The 17,448-nt window shown below is 54.2% G+C and carries 19 protein-coding genes, 1 tRNA gene and 1 riboswitch; of the genes, 8 read left to right on the top strand and 12 right to left on the bottom strand.

The annotated features are described in order from the left end of the window. Positions 1 to 30 precede the first annotated feature (30 nt). The 8 genes from IE092_RS12280 (at position 31) to IE092_RS12245 (ending at position 4,882) form a co-directional block, all read left to right on the top strand. Positions 31 to 495, top strand: a complete 465-nt coding sequence (locus IE092_RS12280; RefSeq protein WP_189357469.1) for a rhodanese-like domain-containing protein — start codon at positions 31 to 33, stop codon at positions 493 to 495. 92 nt (positions 496 to 587) lie between these two features. After that, a tRNA-Ser gene (locus tag IE092_RS12275) sits at positions 588 to 677 on the top strand. A gap of 233 nt (positions 678 to 910) precedes the next feature. Further along, a complete protein-coding gene (locus IE092_RS12270) occupies positions 911 to 1,258 on the top strand; it encodes a hypothetical protein (RefSeq protein WP_189357468.1) in 348 nt (115 codons plus the stop codon). A 69-nt stretch (positions 1,259 to 1,327) separates the two neighbouring features. Beyond that, positions 1,328 to 1,936, top strand: coding sequence for a DUF4272 domain-containing protein (locus tag IE092_RS12265; protein ID WP_189357467.1), 609 nt, complete (start codon positions 1,328 to 1,330; stop codon positions 1,934 to 1,936). Positions 1,937 to 1,939: 3 nt separating this feature from the next. Further along, the gene (locus IE092_RS12260; RefSeq protein ID WP_189357466.1) at positions 1,940 to 2,602 is read left to right on the top strand and encodes an SOS response-associated peptidase; all 663 of its coding nucleotides are present in this window, start codon (positions 1,940 to 1,942) and stop codon (positions 2,600 to 2,602) included. A gap of 187 nt (positions 2,603 to 2,789) precedes the next feature. Beyond that, complete coding sequence (locus tag IE092_RS12255) at positions 2,790 to 3,509, top strand: tetratricopeptide repeat protein (RefSeq protein ID WP_189357465.1); 720 nt, start codon at positions 2,790 to 2,792, stop codon at positions 3,507 to 3,509. A gap of 721 nt (positions 3,510 to 4,230) precedes the next feature. Continuing rightward, on the top strand, positions 4,231 to 4,458 hold the full coding sequence (locus IE092_RS12250) for a hypothetical protein (protein ID WP_189357464.1): 228 nt from the start codon (positions 4,231 to 4,233) through the stop codon (positions 4,456 to 4,458). Between the two features lie 97 nt (positions 4,459 to 4,555). Continuing rightward, positions 4,556 to 4,882 carry a hypothetical protein gene (locus tag IE092_RS12245; protein WP_189357463.1) on the top strand — a complete coding sequence of 109 codons (327 nt, stop codon included), beginning with the start codon at positions 4,556 to 4,558 and terminating at the stop codon, positions 4,880 to 4,882. Positions 4,883 to 5,241: 359 nt separating this feature from the next. On the opposite strand, the gene IE092_RS12240 is transcribed toward IE092_RS12245, so the two are convergent. From IE092_RS12240 to IE092_RS12185, 12 genes are all read right to left on the bottom strand, one after another. Next, a complete protein-coding gene (locus IE092_RS12240) occupies positions 5,242 to 6,687 on the bottom strand; it encodes a cobyric acid synthase (RefSeq protein ID WP_229793155.1) in 1,446 nt (481 codons plus the stop codon). Positions 6,688 to 6,702: 15 nt separating this feature from the next. Further along, positions 6,703 to 7,503 carry an ABC transporter substrate-binding protein gene (locus IE092_RS12235; protein ID WP_189357462.1) on the bottom strand — a complete coding sequence of 267 codons (801 nt, stop codon included), beginning with the start codon at positions 7,501 to 7,503 and terminating at the stop codon, positions 6,703 to 6,705. A gap of 28 nt (positions 7,504 to 7,531) precedes the next feature. Beyond that, positions 7,532 to 8,437: a cobalamin-binding protein gene (locus IE092_RS12230; protein WP_189357461.1), complete on the bottom strand. Its 906-nt coding sequence runs from the start codon at positions 8,435 to 8,437 to the stop codon at positions 7,532 to 7,534. Further along, complete coding sequence (gene cobD / locus IE092_RS12225) at positions 8,434 to 9,450, bottom strand: threonine-phosphate decarboxylase CobD (RefSeq protein ID WP_189357460.1); 1,017 nt, start codon at positions 9,448 to 9,450, stop codon at positions 8,434 to 8,436. Before cobD ends, IE092_RS12230 begins: the two co-directional genes overlap by 4 nt. After that, positions 9,443 to 10,390, bottom strand: coding sequence for an adenosylcobinamide-phosphate synthase CbiB (gene cbiB, locus IE092_RS12220; protein WP_189357459.1), 948 nt, complete (start codon positions 10,388 to 10,390; stop codon positions 9,443 to 9,445). The genes cobD and cbiB overlap by 8 nt, the downstream gene beginning before the upstream one ends. After that, positions 10,378 to 10,956, bottom strand: a complete 579-nt coding sequence (cobU, locus tag IE092_RS12215; RefSeq protein ID WP_189357458.1) for a bifunctional adenosylcobinamide kinase/adenosylcobinamide-phosphate guanylyltransferase — start codon at positions 10,954 to 10,956, stop codon at positions 10,378 to 10,380. The genes cbiB and cobU overlap by 13 nt, the downstream gene beginning before the upstream one ends. Further along, on the bottom strand, positions 10,953 to 12,248 hold the full coding sequence (locus IE092_RS12210; RefSeq protein ID WP_189357457.1) for a cobyrinate a,c-diamide synthase: 1,296 nt from the start codon (positions 12,246 to 12,248) through the stop codon (positions 10,953 to 10,955). Before IE092_RS12210 ends, cobU begins: the two co-directional genes overlap by 4 nt. Then, a complete protein-coding gene (gene cobO, locus IE092_RS12205; RefSeq protein ID WP_189357456.1) occupies positions 12,242 to 12,883 on the bottom strand; it encodes a cob(I)yrinic acid a,c-diamide adenosyltransferase in 642 nt (213 codons plus the stop codon). The genes IE092_RS12210 and cobO overlap by 7 nt, the downstream gene beginning before the upstream one ends. 19 nt (positions 12,884 to 12,902) lie before the next feature. Continuing rightward, a complete protein-coding gene (locus IE092_RS12200) occupies positions 12,903 to 13,673 on the bottom strand; it encodes an ABC transporter ATP-binding protein (protein WP_189357455.1) in 771 nt (256 codons plus the stop codon). Further along, positions 13,673 to 14,722: a FecCD family ABC transporter permease gene (locus tag IE092_RS12195; protein WP_373295330.1), complete on the bottom strand. Its 1,050-nt coding sequence runs from the start codon at positions 14,720 to 14,722 to the stop codon at positions 13,673 to 13,675. The genes IE092_RS12200 and IE092_RS12195 overlap by 1 nt, the downstream gene beginning before the upstream one ends. Positions 14,723 to 14,794: 72 nt before the next feature. Then, positions 14,795 to 16,648, bottom strand: a complete 1,854-nt coding sequence (locus IE092_RS12190) for a TonB-dependent receptor domain-containing protein (RefSeq protein WP_189357454.1) — start codon at positions 16,646 to 16,648, stop codon at positions 14,795 to 14,797. A gap of 150 nt (positions 16,649 to 16,798) precedes the next feature. Next, positions 16,799 to 17,015: riboswitch (cobalamin riboswitch) on the bottom strand. 78 nt (positions 17,016 to 17,093) lie between these two features. After that, entirely contained in the window at positions 17,094 to 17,441 is a 348-nt protein-coding gene (locus IE092_RS12185; RefSeq protein ID WP_189357453.1) for a PilZ domain-containing protein, read from the bottom strand. Positions 17,442 to 17,448 lie beyond the last annotated feature (7 nt).

The following is a 17,448-nucleotide window of genomic DNA, read 5'->3' as shown; positions in this document are numbered from 1 at the left end:
TTTTAGCTGAAACCTTCGATGGAAACGAATATGTCCGCTCAGGAAATTTTAAGCCATGCCTCCGCACGCGCCACTGAACAGCAGCTACCTTATGCAGGCGCTGTTACGCCGGAAGAAGCATGGAATTTACTACAGCAAGACCCTTCGGTCATACTGATTGATGTGCGCACGCAGGCTGAGCGCGACTGGATTGGCAAAGTCAGTGTTCCGGAACAGCAGCACGGTGCTGTGCAGTGGAGTTTGTACCCCGGCGGCACACCAAATCCGGCATTTCTCAGCCAGTTGAAAGAAACAGTTCCTGACAAACAACGTTGCATCGTGTTTTTGTGCCGCTCCGGCGTACGCTCGCGACACGCAGCGAAAGCTGCCACCGAAGCAGGCTATACGCAGTGTTTTGATATTCTGGAAGGTTTTGAAGGCGATAAAGATACAGCCGGACACCGTAAAACCGTCGGCGGATGGTGCTTCCGACAGTTGCCGTGGACAGGCGCATAAGGAACTTTGCTGTAAAAGCTGCGCAACAGCTCTTCCTTTTTCTGCAATCCTTTGCTATAGTCTTGGTCTTCGCTGAACGCGAAAGAATGCCTGGAGAGGTGGATGAGTGGTTTAAGTCACACGCCTGGAAAGCGTGCGTAGGGTAATACCTACCGGGGGTTCGAATCCCCCCTTCTCCGCCAGAATTAAAAAAGCCCGCTGCAAAAACAGCGGGCTTTTTGTTTTAACGGTTCATCAACACAAATAGCCCCTCCGCCGCTACGCCTGATTGTTTCTGTTCATCAGCGCTGTCTGCATTACATCCCTGCTTTTTTACGCCCTGTCGCATTCCCGTTGAGCGCACTCCGGCAGCGCATTATTCTGTACTCATGCACACGGGATGCTGACAACAAAGACACTTCACAAGGAGAACATCATGCGTATTCAAAAAACTGCTGCTATCGCAATTCTGACTGTCCTGCTGATCGCCGGCCTTGCCTGGCAATTTTCACCGGATGCGCACGTAGTGGTGAATGACCATGAGATTGGTGGTCTGTTCGGCTTCTCAATGCTGGCTGGTGGCTTAGGGATTGGTGTACTGGCAACCGTTTTTGCGCTGGCGTGTACCGGACTGGTGATCGCGGGTGTCTCTGCACTGATGGTGGTTGTCGCCGGACTGGTCGTGGTGGCACTGGCAGTGTCCCTGCTCCCGCTCGCCCTGCCGTTTCTGTTACTGGCGGGCATCGTGTACCTGATCGCACGTCCTTCCCGCCGCACCGCTTAAGTGCACTCCGTTTTCCCCTGCATTGCACACCACTGACGTACAATGCAGGGCATTAAGGAGTCGTATTACATGAAATCCCCAGAGATTCGCAAAGAACTTTCCGAATTAACGCTGCACAAACGCGGCATACGACTGAATCTTCAGTTGCCGACGATCGAATCCGAAGATGAAATTCAGATTCGCGGTGCAGATGCAGTACTTCAACGCCTGCAGGCGCTGGCAACTGTCTGCACTTACCCGCAACACGCTACCGACAGCAGTTCCGCTGCCCTCAGCAAACAAGAGCAGGCTTTACTGGATGGCAATCTGGATGACGCCAGCGCATTGCAGCTGCAGCAATCATCTCGCCATGCGCTGTGCTTTCTGATGTGGGCTGCCGGTCTGGAAAACAAACCAGGGATGCCGGATCAGCACAGCGGTCAGCCCGACCTGCAAAAAATTACCACCGTACATGAAGCGCGAGCACTGCACCTGCGCAGCAAAACCGACTTACTGGACTGGGCGGATTTACTCTACCGCTTCCACTGGGCTGTGCGCCATGCACATCTGCAAAACAGGCCCGTCCCGGGCAGACTGGATGCTATCGCTGTGGAAGCGTGGCATCGCGCCGCAAACTGGATGATTTGCTACGAAGATGAAGCTGACTGGGATCTGGTCAGCACAGAAACTGCCGGCTGAGCAATGTGCGTCAATTACACGCCCAGCCGCCGCGACGCACTGGAAAAACATTTTGCCGTCAACACAGACAGTCTGCCGGAATGGAAACCGGAAGTATGGCAAGACTATGCGGCACCGATTATTAAGCCAGACCATGCCGGTCAGCGCGAAGTCGTGCTGGCCGGATTCGGACTGATTGCAAAGTCCGAATTTCCGGCCGGACGCAAACCATTCAGTACGATGAACGCCAGAGCGGAAACCATTGCCGCTTTACCGAGTTTTGCCCGGCACTGGCAACGCGGACAGCGCTGCCTTGTTCCTATGCAGTATTTTTGCGAACCCAACTACGAGAGCGGGCGGGCGCAGCGCTGGAAGATTGCGATGGCTAGCGGCGAGGATTTCGCAGTGGCCGGCCTGTATCGCAGCCGACGCACTCCCGAGGGCGAAATCGTGCACAGTTTCACGCAGATTACCGTCAACGCAGATCAGCATCCGCTGATGTCGCGGTTTCATCCGCCTGCAGATGAGAAACGTTCACTGGTCGTGATTGCGGCGAAGGACTACGATGCCTGGCTGCACCACACCGATCTGCAATTCGCAACCGGGCTGCTGCAACTGCCGGACGCGCACTGGTTGCAGGCGGAACCGGTAGACAATACGCCCGAACCGCAACTCAGCCTGTTTTGATCGCTCACTGGCGAAAAATATACTTTTATGCGGCAGTATCTGCCGGAGGAAGCTTAATTTTTTGTCAGGTTCGCAAATCATTGTTACTTTCGCGAAATTTATTGCCATATAGCAATTTTCCCGACTTTTCCTTCTGCCAAGCGCGGTCTACAATGGAACGTGAACCGGAAACACTCAGGAAATCATCATGAATCGCCGCATATTTCGTCCCCTCGTATTAACCGGCCTGCTCGCCGTTGCCGGCGCGGGTTTGCATTTTGCACATGCCAATGTGTTTGAAAACGCGGTCAGTGCTTATGAAAATGAAGAGTACGCTGAAGCCATTGAATCTTTCCGCGAAGCTGCAGAAGACGGAAATGCTGATGCCCAGTTCAATCTGGGGCTGATGTACCTGAAAGGTGAAGGCGTGGAAGAAGATTATGCGCAGGCCCTCGAATGGTTCACCAAATCGGCAGAACAAGGCAATGTCCGCGCCGAAACCAATCTGGCGCGCATGTATGCCAAAGGCAAAGGCGTACAACCGGATTACGGTACCGCAGTGAACTGGTTCCGCAAAGCGGCAGATCAGGGTTATCCGGATGCGCAATACAGCCTGGGTGTGCTGTATGTCACCGGCAATGCCGTCCCGCTGAATTACAAACAGGCGCAGGATCTGTTTCAGAAAGCAGCAGATCAGGGTAACGCCAGCGCTCAGTATCAGCTGGGCCTGATGTATTTCAAAGGTAAAGGGATGAAGCCGGATCTGGTGGAAGGTTACAAATGGATGCTGCTAGCCGGCGATTACGATGATGCCGCTGTGTACCGCGAATACGCGGAAAAGCAGCTGAGTGAAGATCAACTGGAAAAAGCCAAAGCACTGGCAGAAGAATGGCAATCTGAATTTGATGCCAATGCCGAAACCACCTGAACGGCAAAAGACAAATTTTGCATGGATAAACAACCCGCCGCAAAGCGGGTTGTTTTCTTTTGTACACAACACCCATCCAAGCTGTTACTCCCCCTCTGCTGAAATAATGCAATTCACATGCAAAATGCGGACTCCGGCATAGAAAAAACGATTTTTTCACGGACGTCCGCGAATTTGCTGGCTGAGCGGGCAGGTGCTTTTTGGGGTGATGCGGAGTTCTGCACAGGTTCCATAACTGCCACAGCTACCCGTAACTATTCCACCATGGCACTTCGCACCGATTCATTTGTGCATTCATAGCAAAGTATGCGTACTCTTACCCAAACCGACGTTCAACGCAGACTGCTAACTGCGCGAGCGCTCAATCCGGACAGTGCAAGCGTTCAAAAATACTGTAAAAAAAACCACAGAATGATGTGCCCTCGAAGTTTGCAACCACATAAAGTGCAACAAAATTTCCGGGTTCCATTTACCGACGAATGTCGCAAAAAAGCCCGCGACTTGCGAAGATTGTTATTTTTTAAGCATTAAAGAAATAAATGATGCACAGTCGCCGCTTCGGATCCCGTAACTCTCAGTGAATACGCCGCTGCAAATGACAAACGGAGTGTCACAATTATTACGTTTACTTAAATTTGCTCGATTTATGTTTCAATCAAACAATCTTGTTTCCCTAAAGTTGGAGCCGGGAATTCCCCCAAATTCAACTTAGGAGATTTCGATGCAAGAATTAAAAATTGAGGAATTAGAACAAATTCATGGTGGTGATGGAAACACGACCGCAGCAGGTATAGTCGTTGGAGGTATCGCTGGATTGCTGGTTGTCGGAACTGGTGGGGCATTTTTGGGAGGTGCAATTTTAGGCGGTATTATCTGGTCAGCTGGCGACGAACTTTATTCGCGCTGGAATCGGGGTGGCCGTGTCCCCGCACAGGGCGGAAAAAACTGATTATCAATCTCTAACAACAATATAGTCAGTCACTCAATAGTACTGACTATATTGCCAAATCTAAAAAATGAAAAATCCCGTTTACACGCGTTTTAGTATGACAGCTATGTGGCTGGGAATATTGATCGCGATTCCACTGAAGTGTTGGAAAATCCTAGATCGTGAATCTGCAATTGCAGATTATTTGGAGCTTTTGCTCTATTCGTATTTAGTCCTAGCCAATTACATTTGCGGTTACCGCCTTTACTCTCCGCCCGCCTGGTCACGTTTTCTGGTTCGGCAAAAATGGATTGACGAGTGGCGCTACTTATCAGAAACCCATCCCGATGAAACCCGGGACAATCACCGGAAACTCCGCATGGTGGTCGCGGGCACCATTGTGATGACTGTTCTTCTTCTTGCGACTGTTCATGGAAAGCTCTGACCATTGCCGTCATTCTCCACGTCCCGTTTGTATTGCGCATTGCAAGCTGAAACCCGTCAACCGGAGTAAACACCCGAAGGGAGCATTTCAGCTCCTCACAAATTGCAATATCAGCATCAATAACTGAATACACTTCCGCCTGCTCCCGGAAATCAATTCAGAACGGAAAATATGCATTTCACATGCAAAATGCGGACTTCAGCACAGAAAAACCGGCTTTTTCACGGACGTCCGCGAATTTGCTGGCTGAGCGGGCAGGTGTTTTTTGAGGTGATGCGGAGATCTGCATAGGCACAGAGGCTGGCAGGCGCTGTTGGCCTGCCTTAGGCGAGCGTGGCGAGTGGGTTTGTACCTGACTTTTAGTCCGGTAAACGACGCAGTGCGTCCCACAATGGCTGGCAGGCATCGGCGACGCGGTTGATGCTGGCTTCACGCAAAGCAGCCAGATCAAGTATTTGCGGCGCTTCCAGCCCTGCCCATTGCAGGATGGCCTGACAAGCCTGCGGATGATCGAACAAACCATGCAGATAGGTTCCCATCACTTGCTGATCGGCTGACACCGCACCGTCCGGCATGCCGTCCAGCATCAGCGCAGCAGCGCAGTCCTGTGCGCGTTCAGAAACGCCCATATGGATTTCATAACCCTCAACAGCAGCCTGCGTACCGAACAGAGTATGCCCCTGCACACGGCGCAATTGCTTGTGCTGCTCCAGTCTGGTACTGACCGGCAGCAAGCCGAAACCGGCCTGTGTCTGCCCTGCGCTGCCTTCCACGCCGAAAGGATCGCTGATCTGCTGTCCGAGCATCTGATAACCGCCGCAAATGCCGATGACTTTGCCGCCGTAACGCAAATGCTTCTGCAGCGCAGCTTCCCAGCCCTGCTCCCGCAGAAACGCCAGATCAGCCATGGTATTTTTGCTGCCGGGCAGGACAATCAGATCAGCGGGCGGAATTGCTTGCCCCGGCCCGACCAGATGCAGATCCACATCCGGATGCGCGCGCAGCACATCAAAATCGGTGTGATTAGAAATACGCGGAATGACCGGCACCACAATACGAAAACGGCCTTTGCCCTCCTGCTGCGTCAGCACTGCATCTTCTGCATCCAGCTGCAAGCCGTGCAGATAAGGCAGCACCGCGAGTACAGGCTTGCCGGTCTTCTGTTCCAGCCACGCCAGCCCCGGTTCCAGCAAGCGGATATCACCGCGAAAACGGTTAATCACAAAGCCGACAATGCGCTGCTGCTCGCTTTCCGACAGGCAGGCCAGCGTACCGACAAAATGCGCAAACACGCCGCCGCGATCAATATCTGCAACCAGAATTACAGGACAATCCACCGCTTCGGCAAAACCCATGTTCGCGATATCGCGTTCGCGCAGATTCACTTCTGCCGGACTGCCAGCACCTTCCACCATCACCAGTGCATACTGATCGCGCAGCCGTTGATACGATTCCAGCACCGCAGACATCGCAATCGTTTTGTACTGATGATAGTCACGCGCATTCATATCGGCGCGCACTTTGCCATGCACCACGACTTGCGCGCCGGTATCGCTGGAAGGTTTCAGCAATACCGGATTCATGTCGGTATGCGGTTCCAGTCCGGCGGCCTGTGCCTGCAAGGCCTGCGCACGGCCTATCTCGCCGCCATCTACCGTCACGGCACTGTTCAGCGCCATGTTTTGCGGCTTCATCGGCACCACACGGATACCGTCGCGCTGCGCAAGACGGCAAAGCGCCGCAACTACCGTGCTTTTGCCTGCGTCTGAGGTGGTGCCCTGCACCATCAGGGTATGAAACTGCATGCCTGTATCCTTGTTTTACGCAGACTGTTGCTGCTGCCAGCCGGAGATCAGTACCTGCAATTGCAATAAACCATGCTGAATCGCGGCAGGCCCCGGTGACAGAATGTCCGGTGATTTGATCTCAAACACTTGCCCGTGCTGAACCGCCGGAATCTGCGCCCAGCCTTCGCGCTGCATCAGCTGATCCGGCTGAAACTTCTTCCCACACCATGAACCGATGATGATGTCAGGAGCACGCCGCACTACTTCCAGCGGATCGGCAATAATGCGTTCACGACCGGAGTAGCAATTCGCCAGCTCAGGGAAAATATCATCGCCGCCAGCGATGCGAATCAGTTCCGATACCCAGCCAATGCCAGACATCAGCGGCTCATTCCATTCTTCAAAATACACACGTGGTCTGCGCGTCCACTGCCGGCTTTGCATGAGTACGGACTGCACTGTCTGCTGCAGGGTTTCGGTCAGTTGCGCCGCTTCAGCACTGCGCCCCGTCAGCAAGCCAACGGTGGCAATCATTTTGTAAATGCCATCAACACTGTGCTGGTTGAAGCAATGTACTTCCACACCGGCACTGATTAATTCTTTGCACAAATCCGACTGCATATTCGAATACGCCAGTACCAGATCCGGCTTCACCGCCAGAATGCGATCCAGCTTCGCTGAAGAAAATCCGCTGATTTTGACTTTTTCTTCTCTGGCGCGCGCCGGACGCACGGTGTAGCCGGAAATACCGGCGATCAAATCTTCCGCGCCGATAGCGTACATAACTTCGACGGCTTCTGTGCTCAGACAGGCGATACGCTGATACTGCGACATCGTGCTACCCTTTTCTTAATATGTGTATTTATTTCATTCCTGTACGCTTCTGACGTACCTGATCGAGTGCTTCACAGACCTGCTTCGCGCCGTCGATAATGCGCGGCCCCGGGCGGTTCATTAAATCGCCATCCAGCGCAATCAGATTGCCGGCACGTACCGCATGCAGCGTACTAAACGGTTTCCACAATTCAAACTGGCTGTCTTTATGACGCATTTCACCGGTCAGTATCAGTTCGGGATTTTCTTTGACTACGGCTTCGATATTCACCACCGGCGCTGCGGCTTCCAGCGATGCAAATACATTCTGCGCGCCGCAGTAACGGAATACATCGTTGATAATGTGTTTGCCGTTCAGCGTGTATAAAGGTTTGTTCCAGACCTGATAAAAGGTTCGCACTACCGGACGCTGCGCATATTTTTGCTGCAGCAGACTGATCTGTTGCTGAAATTCTTTCGCTGCCGGTTCAGAACGCGCTTCGCTGCCGGTCAGTTGCCCCAGCTTACGCAAAGCCAGCGGAATATCTTCCAGCTTATGCGGTTCGCTGAAAAAAAACGGCACGCCTGCCTGCCGCAGCTTATCCAGCTGACGGTCAAAACTGCCATGCATCCAGACCACCACCAGATCCGGCTTCATCGCAATCACGCGCTCCAGATCTATCTGGCGCAAATCGCCGATGCGCGGAATCTGTTTTGCCGCTTCAGGAAAATCACTGTATTTCACGGTGGCGACAATTTTGTCGCCTGCTCCTGCAGCAAACAGGAGTTCGGTGACATGCGGTGCCAGACTGACGACACGCTGCGCAGGCCGCGCCAGCGTCAGCGTTTGTCCCAGATCATCAGTCACACTGATGCTGTTGGTGCCGGCGGCAAATGCACCGTCAAATGCCATTGACAGCGTCAGAAATGCCGCTGCTGCGAAGTTCTTTTTCATGTTGTTTCCCGTCGTTTCCATCGCTGGCAAGCCTGTTCCAGTCGCTGCCAGTCTGCTTCTGTTGCCGGTAAGCCAAAGCGCAATCCGTGTGCACTCCATGCAGAATGATCAAAGTAACGCACCCAGATACCATGCTGCGCGAAATGTTCCCACAGTGCTTCGGTCTGATGCTGCAGCTGAACATGGCTGCACCACTGAAATAATTCCGTACCCTGACTTTGCCAGCCATTTGCAGTCAACAGGTTTCTTAAACGCTGCCCCTGTTGCTGCAGAAACTGGCGGTTGTGCTGCTGCCAAGCGCGGTCACTCAGCGCCTGCCGTGCAATGATTTGTGCGGGACCGCTGACGGCCCACGGGCCCAGCCATGCACTCAGCTGCGCCAGCAAGTTCGCAGATGCACCGACGAAACCAAGCCGCAATCCCGCCAGCCCGAAAAACTTACCCACCGAACGCAACACCCATAAGCCCGGCAAATCGCTGTGCTTTGCGATACTGAGCTCCGGTACGGTGTCGCCGAATGCTTCGTCCACAATCAACCAGCCCCCGCGTGAAGCCAGTTGTTCACGCCAGGCTAATAGCGTGGTGGGCGCAATGGTTTCGCCGGTCGGATTATTCGGATTCACCACCACCATCACATCAACCTGCGGCAAATGCTGTTCCAGCTCTGCATACCGCGCTCGTATTACTTCATGCCCCGCCTGCTGCCATTGCCATGCGTGCTCAGCATACGAAGGACCGCACACACAGACACGGCAGCGTACACGCAAGCGTGGCAAAGCCTGAATCGCTGCCTGCGTACCAGCCACCGCCACGCAAGCCGGAAAGCCGTAATACGCCGCCGCAGCCTGCTCCAGTTCTTTCGATACTTCCGGCAAACGATGCCAGACATTATCCGGCAAAGGTGGTACCGGATAATGTGCGGGATTAATGCCGGTCGATACATCAACCCAGTCTCCACGCGCACGCCCGAAACGGGCGACTGCGTCATTCAGATTGCCGCCATGTTCAGGCATTGCCAAATCCTTTCCAGATCAGGGAAATACTCAGCAATACAGCAATCCACAGCCATGTGGTGCGCCAGACAAGTTGCCAGGCACGCTGTATGTCTGACGGTATTGCAGCCCGTCCCTCGCCCAGTGGAGGACGGACCTCATCCACGCCGTCGTAGCGAGCGCTGCGCCCAAGCGCAATTGCCAGCGCACCCGCACCGCTGGACATGACCGGCCCCGCATTCGGGCTAGGCCAGCCCGGCGCCTGCGTGCGCCAGCACTGCAATGCAAGTTTGCTGTTACCCAGCAAGGCATAACTGATTGCCGTTAGGCGCGCAGGAATATAGTTCAGCACGTCATCGATTCGTGCCGCTGCCCAGCCAAACTTCAGAAAACGCAAAGATTTATAACCCCACATCGCATCCAGCGTATTCGATAATCGATACAGCACCGCACCGGGGCCACCTGCGATTGCAAACCAGAACAATGTGCCAAACACAGCATCACAACCATTTTCCAGCACGGACTCCACACTGGCCTTTGCCAGATACGACGCATCGCCATGCTCCGTGTCGCGGCTGACGATGTACGAAGTTAAGCGTCTTGCCTGCGGCAGATCACCCTGCTCTAACGCAGTCTGTATCGGCAAATTGTGTTCGCGCAGACTGCGCAAACCGATACAAGCGTAAAGCAACACACAATGCAGCGCTGCTGCCAGCCAGACGCTGAAATACGCCGCCAGCACAATCAGCGCCTGACTCAGCAATACCAGTGGCAATACCGCCAGCATCCACGCCAGTAAGCCCTCTGGTCTGCTGGCAGCGCTGTGATTCGCTTTTTTTTCTATCCAGCCGGCAATACGGCCAAAACCAACCAGCGGATGCCAGCGACGTGGTTCACCCAGCGCCAGATCCAGCAAAACACCTCCCAGCGCCAGCACGCCGGTACTGATCAGCGCGAACATGCAACAGCTCCCGGCTTCAGTGACAAGGGTAAGCCTGCCACCACCAGCGTGACCTGCTGCGCCAGTTTTGCCACCGCCTGATTCAGCCTTCCGGCCTCATCCATATACCAGCGTGTCACCGCGCCCATAGGAATAATGCCCAGTCCGACTTCATTCGACACCAGTGTGACATCGGCGCGGCTGTCGGCAAGCTGCCGCAGCAGGGCATCACGTTGTTCGGCAACCATAGCCGGTGGTGTGATCAGTCCGGTTTCCGGAAAATGCTGATCACCGGAAAACAGTAAATTCGACAGCCAGACTGTCAGGCAATCGACCAGTATCCAGTATTGCGGCTGATTCCATTGCTGCAACGCTGCGGCCAGTTGCAAAGGACTCTCCACCGTCACCCAGTGCGCAGGACGCTGCTGCCTGTGCAATGCAACGCGGCGCTGCATTTCCGCATCGTTACCGGCACTGGTAGCGATATAAATAATCTGCTGACCGGCTGCCTCGGCCTGTGCTGCCAGCTGTTCGGCATACGCACTTTTGCCGGAACGCGCACCACCTGTGATCAGATGTACTGTCACAGCGCTTCCCCGAGAAACAATGCTGCCGCAGCACGCGGACAGGACGGGAAATAAGCGTGGAAATAACTGGCGCGCAGAGAGCCCTGCTGATACACAGCTTCACCGGTTTTCTGATCGCGATGACGTGTGGTATGCAACACACCTTCCAGATGTGTTTCTAAACGTGAATAATGAAAACTGTGTCCGCGCAATTCACCGCATGTAGTGGACAGAAAATGTGGCCCCAGTGCAGCAAGCTTCTCCTGCATCACTGCTTTGCCGGGCAACAGCGCTGCCATGGAATGCGTGACACCATCCTGATCCTGCAAAGCCTCTGTCAGTGCCATCATGCCGCCACATTCCGCCCACACAGGCTTTCCGGCTGCCACTGCAGCACGTACCGATGTCAGCCAAGCAGTGTTTTGCGCCAGCGCTGCGGCATGCAGTTCCGGATATCCACCCGGCAGATACACCGCATCTGCACTTGCTGGCACTGCATCATTCGCCAGCGGCGAAAAATAAATCAGTTGCGCACCGAGTTGCTGCAGGCAATCCAGATTGGCCGGATACAGGAAAGCAAACGCATCATCACGCGCTACCGCAATGGTTTTTCCTTGCAGCAGCGGTGCAATCTGTTCTGTGGTGACATCCGCAAATTCGGTTTCCGGCATAGCATCCATCACTGCCAGATCCAGTGCTAAGGCATCTGCCATCTGATCTAACAGCGCATCCAGATGTTCAACTTCATCCGGCAATACCAGCCCCAGATGGCGTTCCGGCAGACTGAGCTTCTGTCGGATCAGATAGCCTGCCAGCGGAATATCACGCATGGCTTCTTTTGCCATCGCTGCATGTCCTTCCGATGCAACGCGGTTGGCGATCACGCCTGCCAGACGTACAGGACCGAAATCGCGCAAACCCATCGCAACCGCGCCCACTGTTTGCGCCATCGCCGATGCATCCAGCACAGCCAGAACAGGTACGTCAAAAAAGCGCGCCAGATCAGCAGACGAAGGATTGCCGTCGTACAGGCCCATCACGCCTTCAATCAGAATAAAATCTGCTTCCTGCGCAGCATGCGCCAATTGTTGACGGCAAGCAGGTTCGCCGGTCATCCACAAATCCAGCGAATACACAGCATGTCCGCTGGCTGCCTGCAGAATACGCGGATCAATAAAATCCGGTCCGGTTTTGAATACACGCACGGTGCGCCCGCTTTGGCGCAGTTTGCGTGCCAGTGCCGCTGTCACGGTAGTTTTGCCCTGACCGGACGCCACGGCAGACACCATCAGCACACGTGCGCGGCTTACCATTCCACACCTGCCTGTGCAGCAATGCCTTCTTTGAATGCATGTTTGATGACCTGCATTTCCGTGACGGTATCTGCAATCTCAATCAGATCCGGCGGCGCACCACGCCCCGTCACAGCCACATGTTGCATTTCAGGACGCGCATCCAGATCTGCAATCACTTGCTGCAAATCCAGATACTGATATTTCAGCGCGATATTCAGTTCATCCAGCACCACCAGACCAATTTCAGGATCTGTCAGGAAGCGCTTCGCCTGTTCCCAGGCCAGCGCGGCTTTTTCCATGTCACGCTCGCGATTCTGAGTTTCCCAGGTATAGCCTTCCCCCATCGCATGGAACTGCACTTCGTCGGGAAAGCGGCGCAGGAACTTTTCTTCGCCGGTCGACATTGCGCCTTTGATGAATTGCACAACGCCGACTTTCATACCATGACCCAGCGCACGCATCACCATACCAAACGCACTGGAGCTTTTACCCTTACCGTTGCCGGTATGGACTAACAACACACCGGTCAGTCGTTGTGCCTGCTGAATTTTTTCATCGACGATGGCTTTTTTACGTGCCATACGGCGCTGGTGACGGGTCTGAATATCGTCTGCTGCCACTTCAGGTGTCGCTGCCGCGTTTTGTTCTTGCATTATTCTTCTCTTCAGAAAATCAGACAGGCATCGCCTGCGGGATGAAAACGGTTAGTCCTTCATGCGGGATCGCACTGACAGGATGCCCGAGACAAGTGCTGAGTAAATCAGCACGTAATACTTCATCAGCCGGACCTGCTATCCAGCTGCCATCGCCCATCAGCAACAATGCGTGAGTTGCCACGCGGGCAGCCAGATTCAAGTCATGGCTGACCATCAGCACGCCCTTCTGCTGCTCTTTGCACAAACGGGCAAGCAAAGACATGGCACTGACCTGATGCGCCAGATCCAGCGCATTTGCCGGTTCATCTAAAAGCAACCAGCGCGCATCCTGCGCCAGCAGGGCCGCAATCGCCACGCGTTGCCGCTCACCGCCGGACAAACTGCGCACATCACGCTCAGCTAACGCGGCAACGTCCATTGCTGCCAGTGCCTGCATCGCCTGTTGCACATCGCTGTCCTGATCCCAGTAATGCGCGTCGTGATACGGATGACGCGCACTGAGCACCGTATCCAGCGCGGTGTAACCGAATGCATCGGTGCGGCTCTGTGCCAGATATGCACGACGCGATGCCAGCTCGCGTAAAGACCAGTCCTGTAAGCGTTTGCCTTCCAGCAACACATCGCCGGTTTTAATGTCGCGGATGCCGGCCAGCGTTTTCAGCAGCGTCGATTTACCGGCGCCATTGCGCCCGATCAGGCACCAGCATTCGCCGGGATGCATTTCTAGATTTAAATTACGTATTAATTCGCGTTTCGGCGTGTGTACGCTTAAATGGCGGATCTGCATCAGCGCTTCCTTAACTGATGTAACTGGATCAGAAATACCGGCACGCCGATCAGCGCGGTAATCACGCCAACCGGCAACTGCTGCGGCGCGACGACGGTACGCGCAATCGTATCGGCCATCACAATGAAACTGCCTCCAGCCAGCATCGATGCCGGAATTAATAAACGGTGATCCGGCCCCAGTGCAAAGCGGCAGGCATGCGGCATGATCAGACCGACAAATCCCACGCTGCCGGCATTCGAAACCGCACTTGCCGTCAGTAAGGCCGCACCTAAAAACAATAACTGGCGCAGGCGTCCGATATTCACACCCAGCGTCGCCGCATGGTCAGCATGCATGGCGGCCAGATTAATCGCGCGCGCATTTTTCATAACCAGCACCGCAATACTGATCAGAATCAGCCAGCTGCTGATGCCGGGTTTGACGTTGGATAAATCACCGATCATCCAGAACACCATGCTGCGTAGACGACTGTCCGGCGCAATCGATAAGATCAGGGTAATGATGGCGCCGCAACCGGAGGCGATAATCACGCCGGTCAGCAGCAATAACTGTGCACTGCCATCGCTGCTGCCGTGTCCTTTGAAATCACGGTAAGCGAGGCCAAACAGAATCAGGGCAACGGCAACGGCACCGCCAAACGCGGCGACATCCACCATCCACAAACTGCCGTATAACAAAATCATGCTCAGTGCGCCAACGGAGGCACCGCCGGAAATCCCCAGCACATAAGGATCGGCGAGCGGGTTGCGCAATAAGGCTTGCATTAAAACGCCGGATAAAGCGAGCGTGGCACCGGTCAGAAAACCACCTGCTGCACGCTGTAAGCGTAATTCCAGCAGTGTTCCTGCCAGTGTAGAAGGCTGCCCTTGCCATAACTCCGGCAAGGCTTGCCATAAATCATGCACCGGTAAGGGTACGGAACCGGTGACGCAGGCGAACAGCAGACTCAGTACCGTCAGCAGCATCAGCGCCGGTAAAGCAATACCGCCGCGCCAGCTGCGCATGGTGGCAGGCTGTGCCAGCCTTTGTTTTAAAAATCCCGACATCTGCGTTTCCTGCATTTCTGATATTTCAGAGTTCAGACAAAGGGCCCCGCATTGCGGAGCCCTTGCATACGATTAATACGCGTACTGCACACCGACAAACAGGCTGGAGCCGGTTGTCGTGTAGTTTTTCGCTGTTTCGTAATCCTTATTCAGTGCATTATTCCAGCGCGCCAGAACACGGGTATCCTTGTTCAGCTGAACACTGGTGTACAGGTTCAGCAGACTGTAGCCACCGAGCGCATTTTTGTTGGCAACGTCATCGTAACGACGACCGGAGAAAACAGTTTCCACACCGGCTTTCCAGTTACCTTCACTCCAGTCAGCCGACAGTGTGCCGTGGCGTTTCGCGCGACGTGCCAGTTGCAGGCCGGTCGTGTCATCTTTCGGATCCTGGAAATCGGCGCTGGCTTTGATACCCAGCTGACCGAATTTCATCGCGCCGGACAAAGTCAGACCGGAAATCGTTGCCTGATTGACGTTGTATGCGCAACCGTATTTATTGGTCACAGGATCAACCGGACAGACTTTTGCCGTTACCAGCAAATCGGTTGCGCGGTTACGGAAATACGCAGCACTCAGTTCCAGATCACCTTTCTGATATACCGCACCGATTTCAGCATTTTTTGATTTTTCCGGACGGTTGGTCGAGATGCCGTAACCCGGGTAATACAGTTCATTAAATGTTGGTGCGCGGAAGCTGGTACCGTAACTGGCGTTCAGACGCAGCCCCTCGGCGAAACGATAACCGTAAGCCAGATTACCGGTGGTGTTATTGCCATATACCGAGCTGCGGTCGTAGCGGACTGCTGCGCTGGCCAGATGTGCATCCTGCTTCCACAAGTAAGAACCGGCCAGCGAGTCTGTGCGACGCTTGCCATTAATTGCCTTGGTTGTGGTAATTACATTTTCTTCGCGACGTTCTGCAATCAGTTGCGCACTGTCTTTGCCAAACTGGAACTGGTTTTGCAGTGTGATGAAATCCTGACGGGTATCGATCTGGCTCTTGCCATACGATGCATCGGTGTAAGTCTGATCACGCGATTGAGACAGCTGCAACTGTGTGTTCCAGATGTCATTGACACGCATTTTTCCGAACACAGAAATCATTTCCTGATTCTGTACGTTACGGTCATCGTAAGACGGACCTGCATCGAACTGTGCATTCAGACGGCTGGTCATAAACTGCGCACCGACTTCTGCCTGCTTACTGAACTCGTAATTCGCGCTAGCGCTGAAGCTGTCCAGCTTGTAACCATCTTTATCGGCGTTATAGCTGTAAGGACCTGCGCCCGGACGGGTGACAGAAAAGCCTTCCGCTTCCTGATGCGCTGCTTTCATCGAAAAGCTCAGTTCTTTATTGACTGAACCCGATACGCCGCCGTTCATTTCGCGTGTGCCGTAACTGCCGATACCTGCAGACACCACAGAGCGCACCGCGCCTTTTTGTTTTTTCGTGAAAATCTGAATCACGCCACCCACCGCATCGGCACCATACATACTGGACAATGGACCGTACACGATTTCAATATGATCGATCTGATCCAGTGGCAGCGTCGCCCAGCTGGCGCCACCAGTGGTGGAAGAACCGACGCGCACACCGTCAACCAGCACCACGTTTTGTACGCTGTTGCTGCCGCGGATGAAAACGGAAGTGTTCGAACCAGCGCCGCCGTTACGGGCGATTTCGATACCGCGTTGTTGCTGTAATAAATCGGCGACCGATACTGCACCGGAATTGGCGATATCTTCTGCGCTGATCACATTGATATCTGCCAGCACATCGGCAGGCGCCTGTGCCTGACGGGCAGCAGTCACCACAACAGCAGCGGCTTCCGGAACAGGATTAGCGGCAGCAACAGCGGAAGAAACGGGAAAAGCAGCAGCGAGCGCCGCGGCCAGAGCGATAGGTGTGAATTGAAATGTCATGATAACTGGAAAGTAAACCTTGGCCTGCAGCATCCCCGCTGCGTGCCTGAAACACTGATACGCTGGACGGGAAGACTGACTGAACCGGGTTCAGGGCGTGACCGCACCGGAGACGATGCGCACCGCAGTCTACGAAATCCCCCGTTCGTATCACTTCTGGGTTGTCTGGCCGGTATCCGGGCTGACAGATATCACCGGTGAGCCTTCCCATGTTGAAACAACACAGTGGCGTGTGACCGGCTGGCAGCAATTGCTGCAATCTGTACACCGTTGCGGGGGCAGCACAGTATTGCCATGGCGGCATCCTGTTTCCCGTTTAACCGCGTTGACGAAAGTCTCCGCGAGCACCAAAACCCCGACATTGTATAGACAGTGAGGGTGTGCAGCAACCGATTATAAGTTTGATAAATAAGCTTAGCCGGATTTTCTTGCCGGACGACAAGAATCAGGCAATTTGCTTATCCGCTTTAGCCATCCAGGCACGCACAAGTTCAGCGTGTAATTCAGTCATAGCACTGAGCTGAATACCGGCGCGGTAAGCACCTTCACTAAGAATCACATGCCGGATTTCACCGGTGCAACTGACGCGGTGAATCTCGCGCGGGTCGCGTATTCCCGGAATTTCCACCATCATAGGATAACGTTGTCCCTGCACCAGCAAGTCTTCGCATTGCAGTGCAATACCGTCAATTGAAATATTCTGAGCACGGCATATAACCAGTCGTCCGTCGGGGAAACGGATACCGCAACGCCAGCTGACCCAGATGCGCGGGTTGCGCCTTTGCTCCCTCATGCTTCAC

Origin of the sequence: Cognatundibacterium squillarum, assembly GCF_014652435.1 — a bacterium.
GTDB lineage: Bacteria > Pseudomonadota > Gammaproteobacteria > Burkholderiales > Burkholderiaceae_D > Undibacterium > Undibacterium squillarum.
This window is presented reverse-complemented; position numbering and strand designations above follow the sequence as displayed.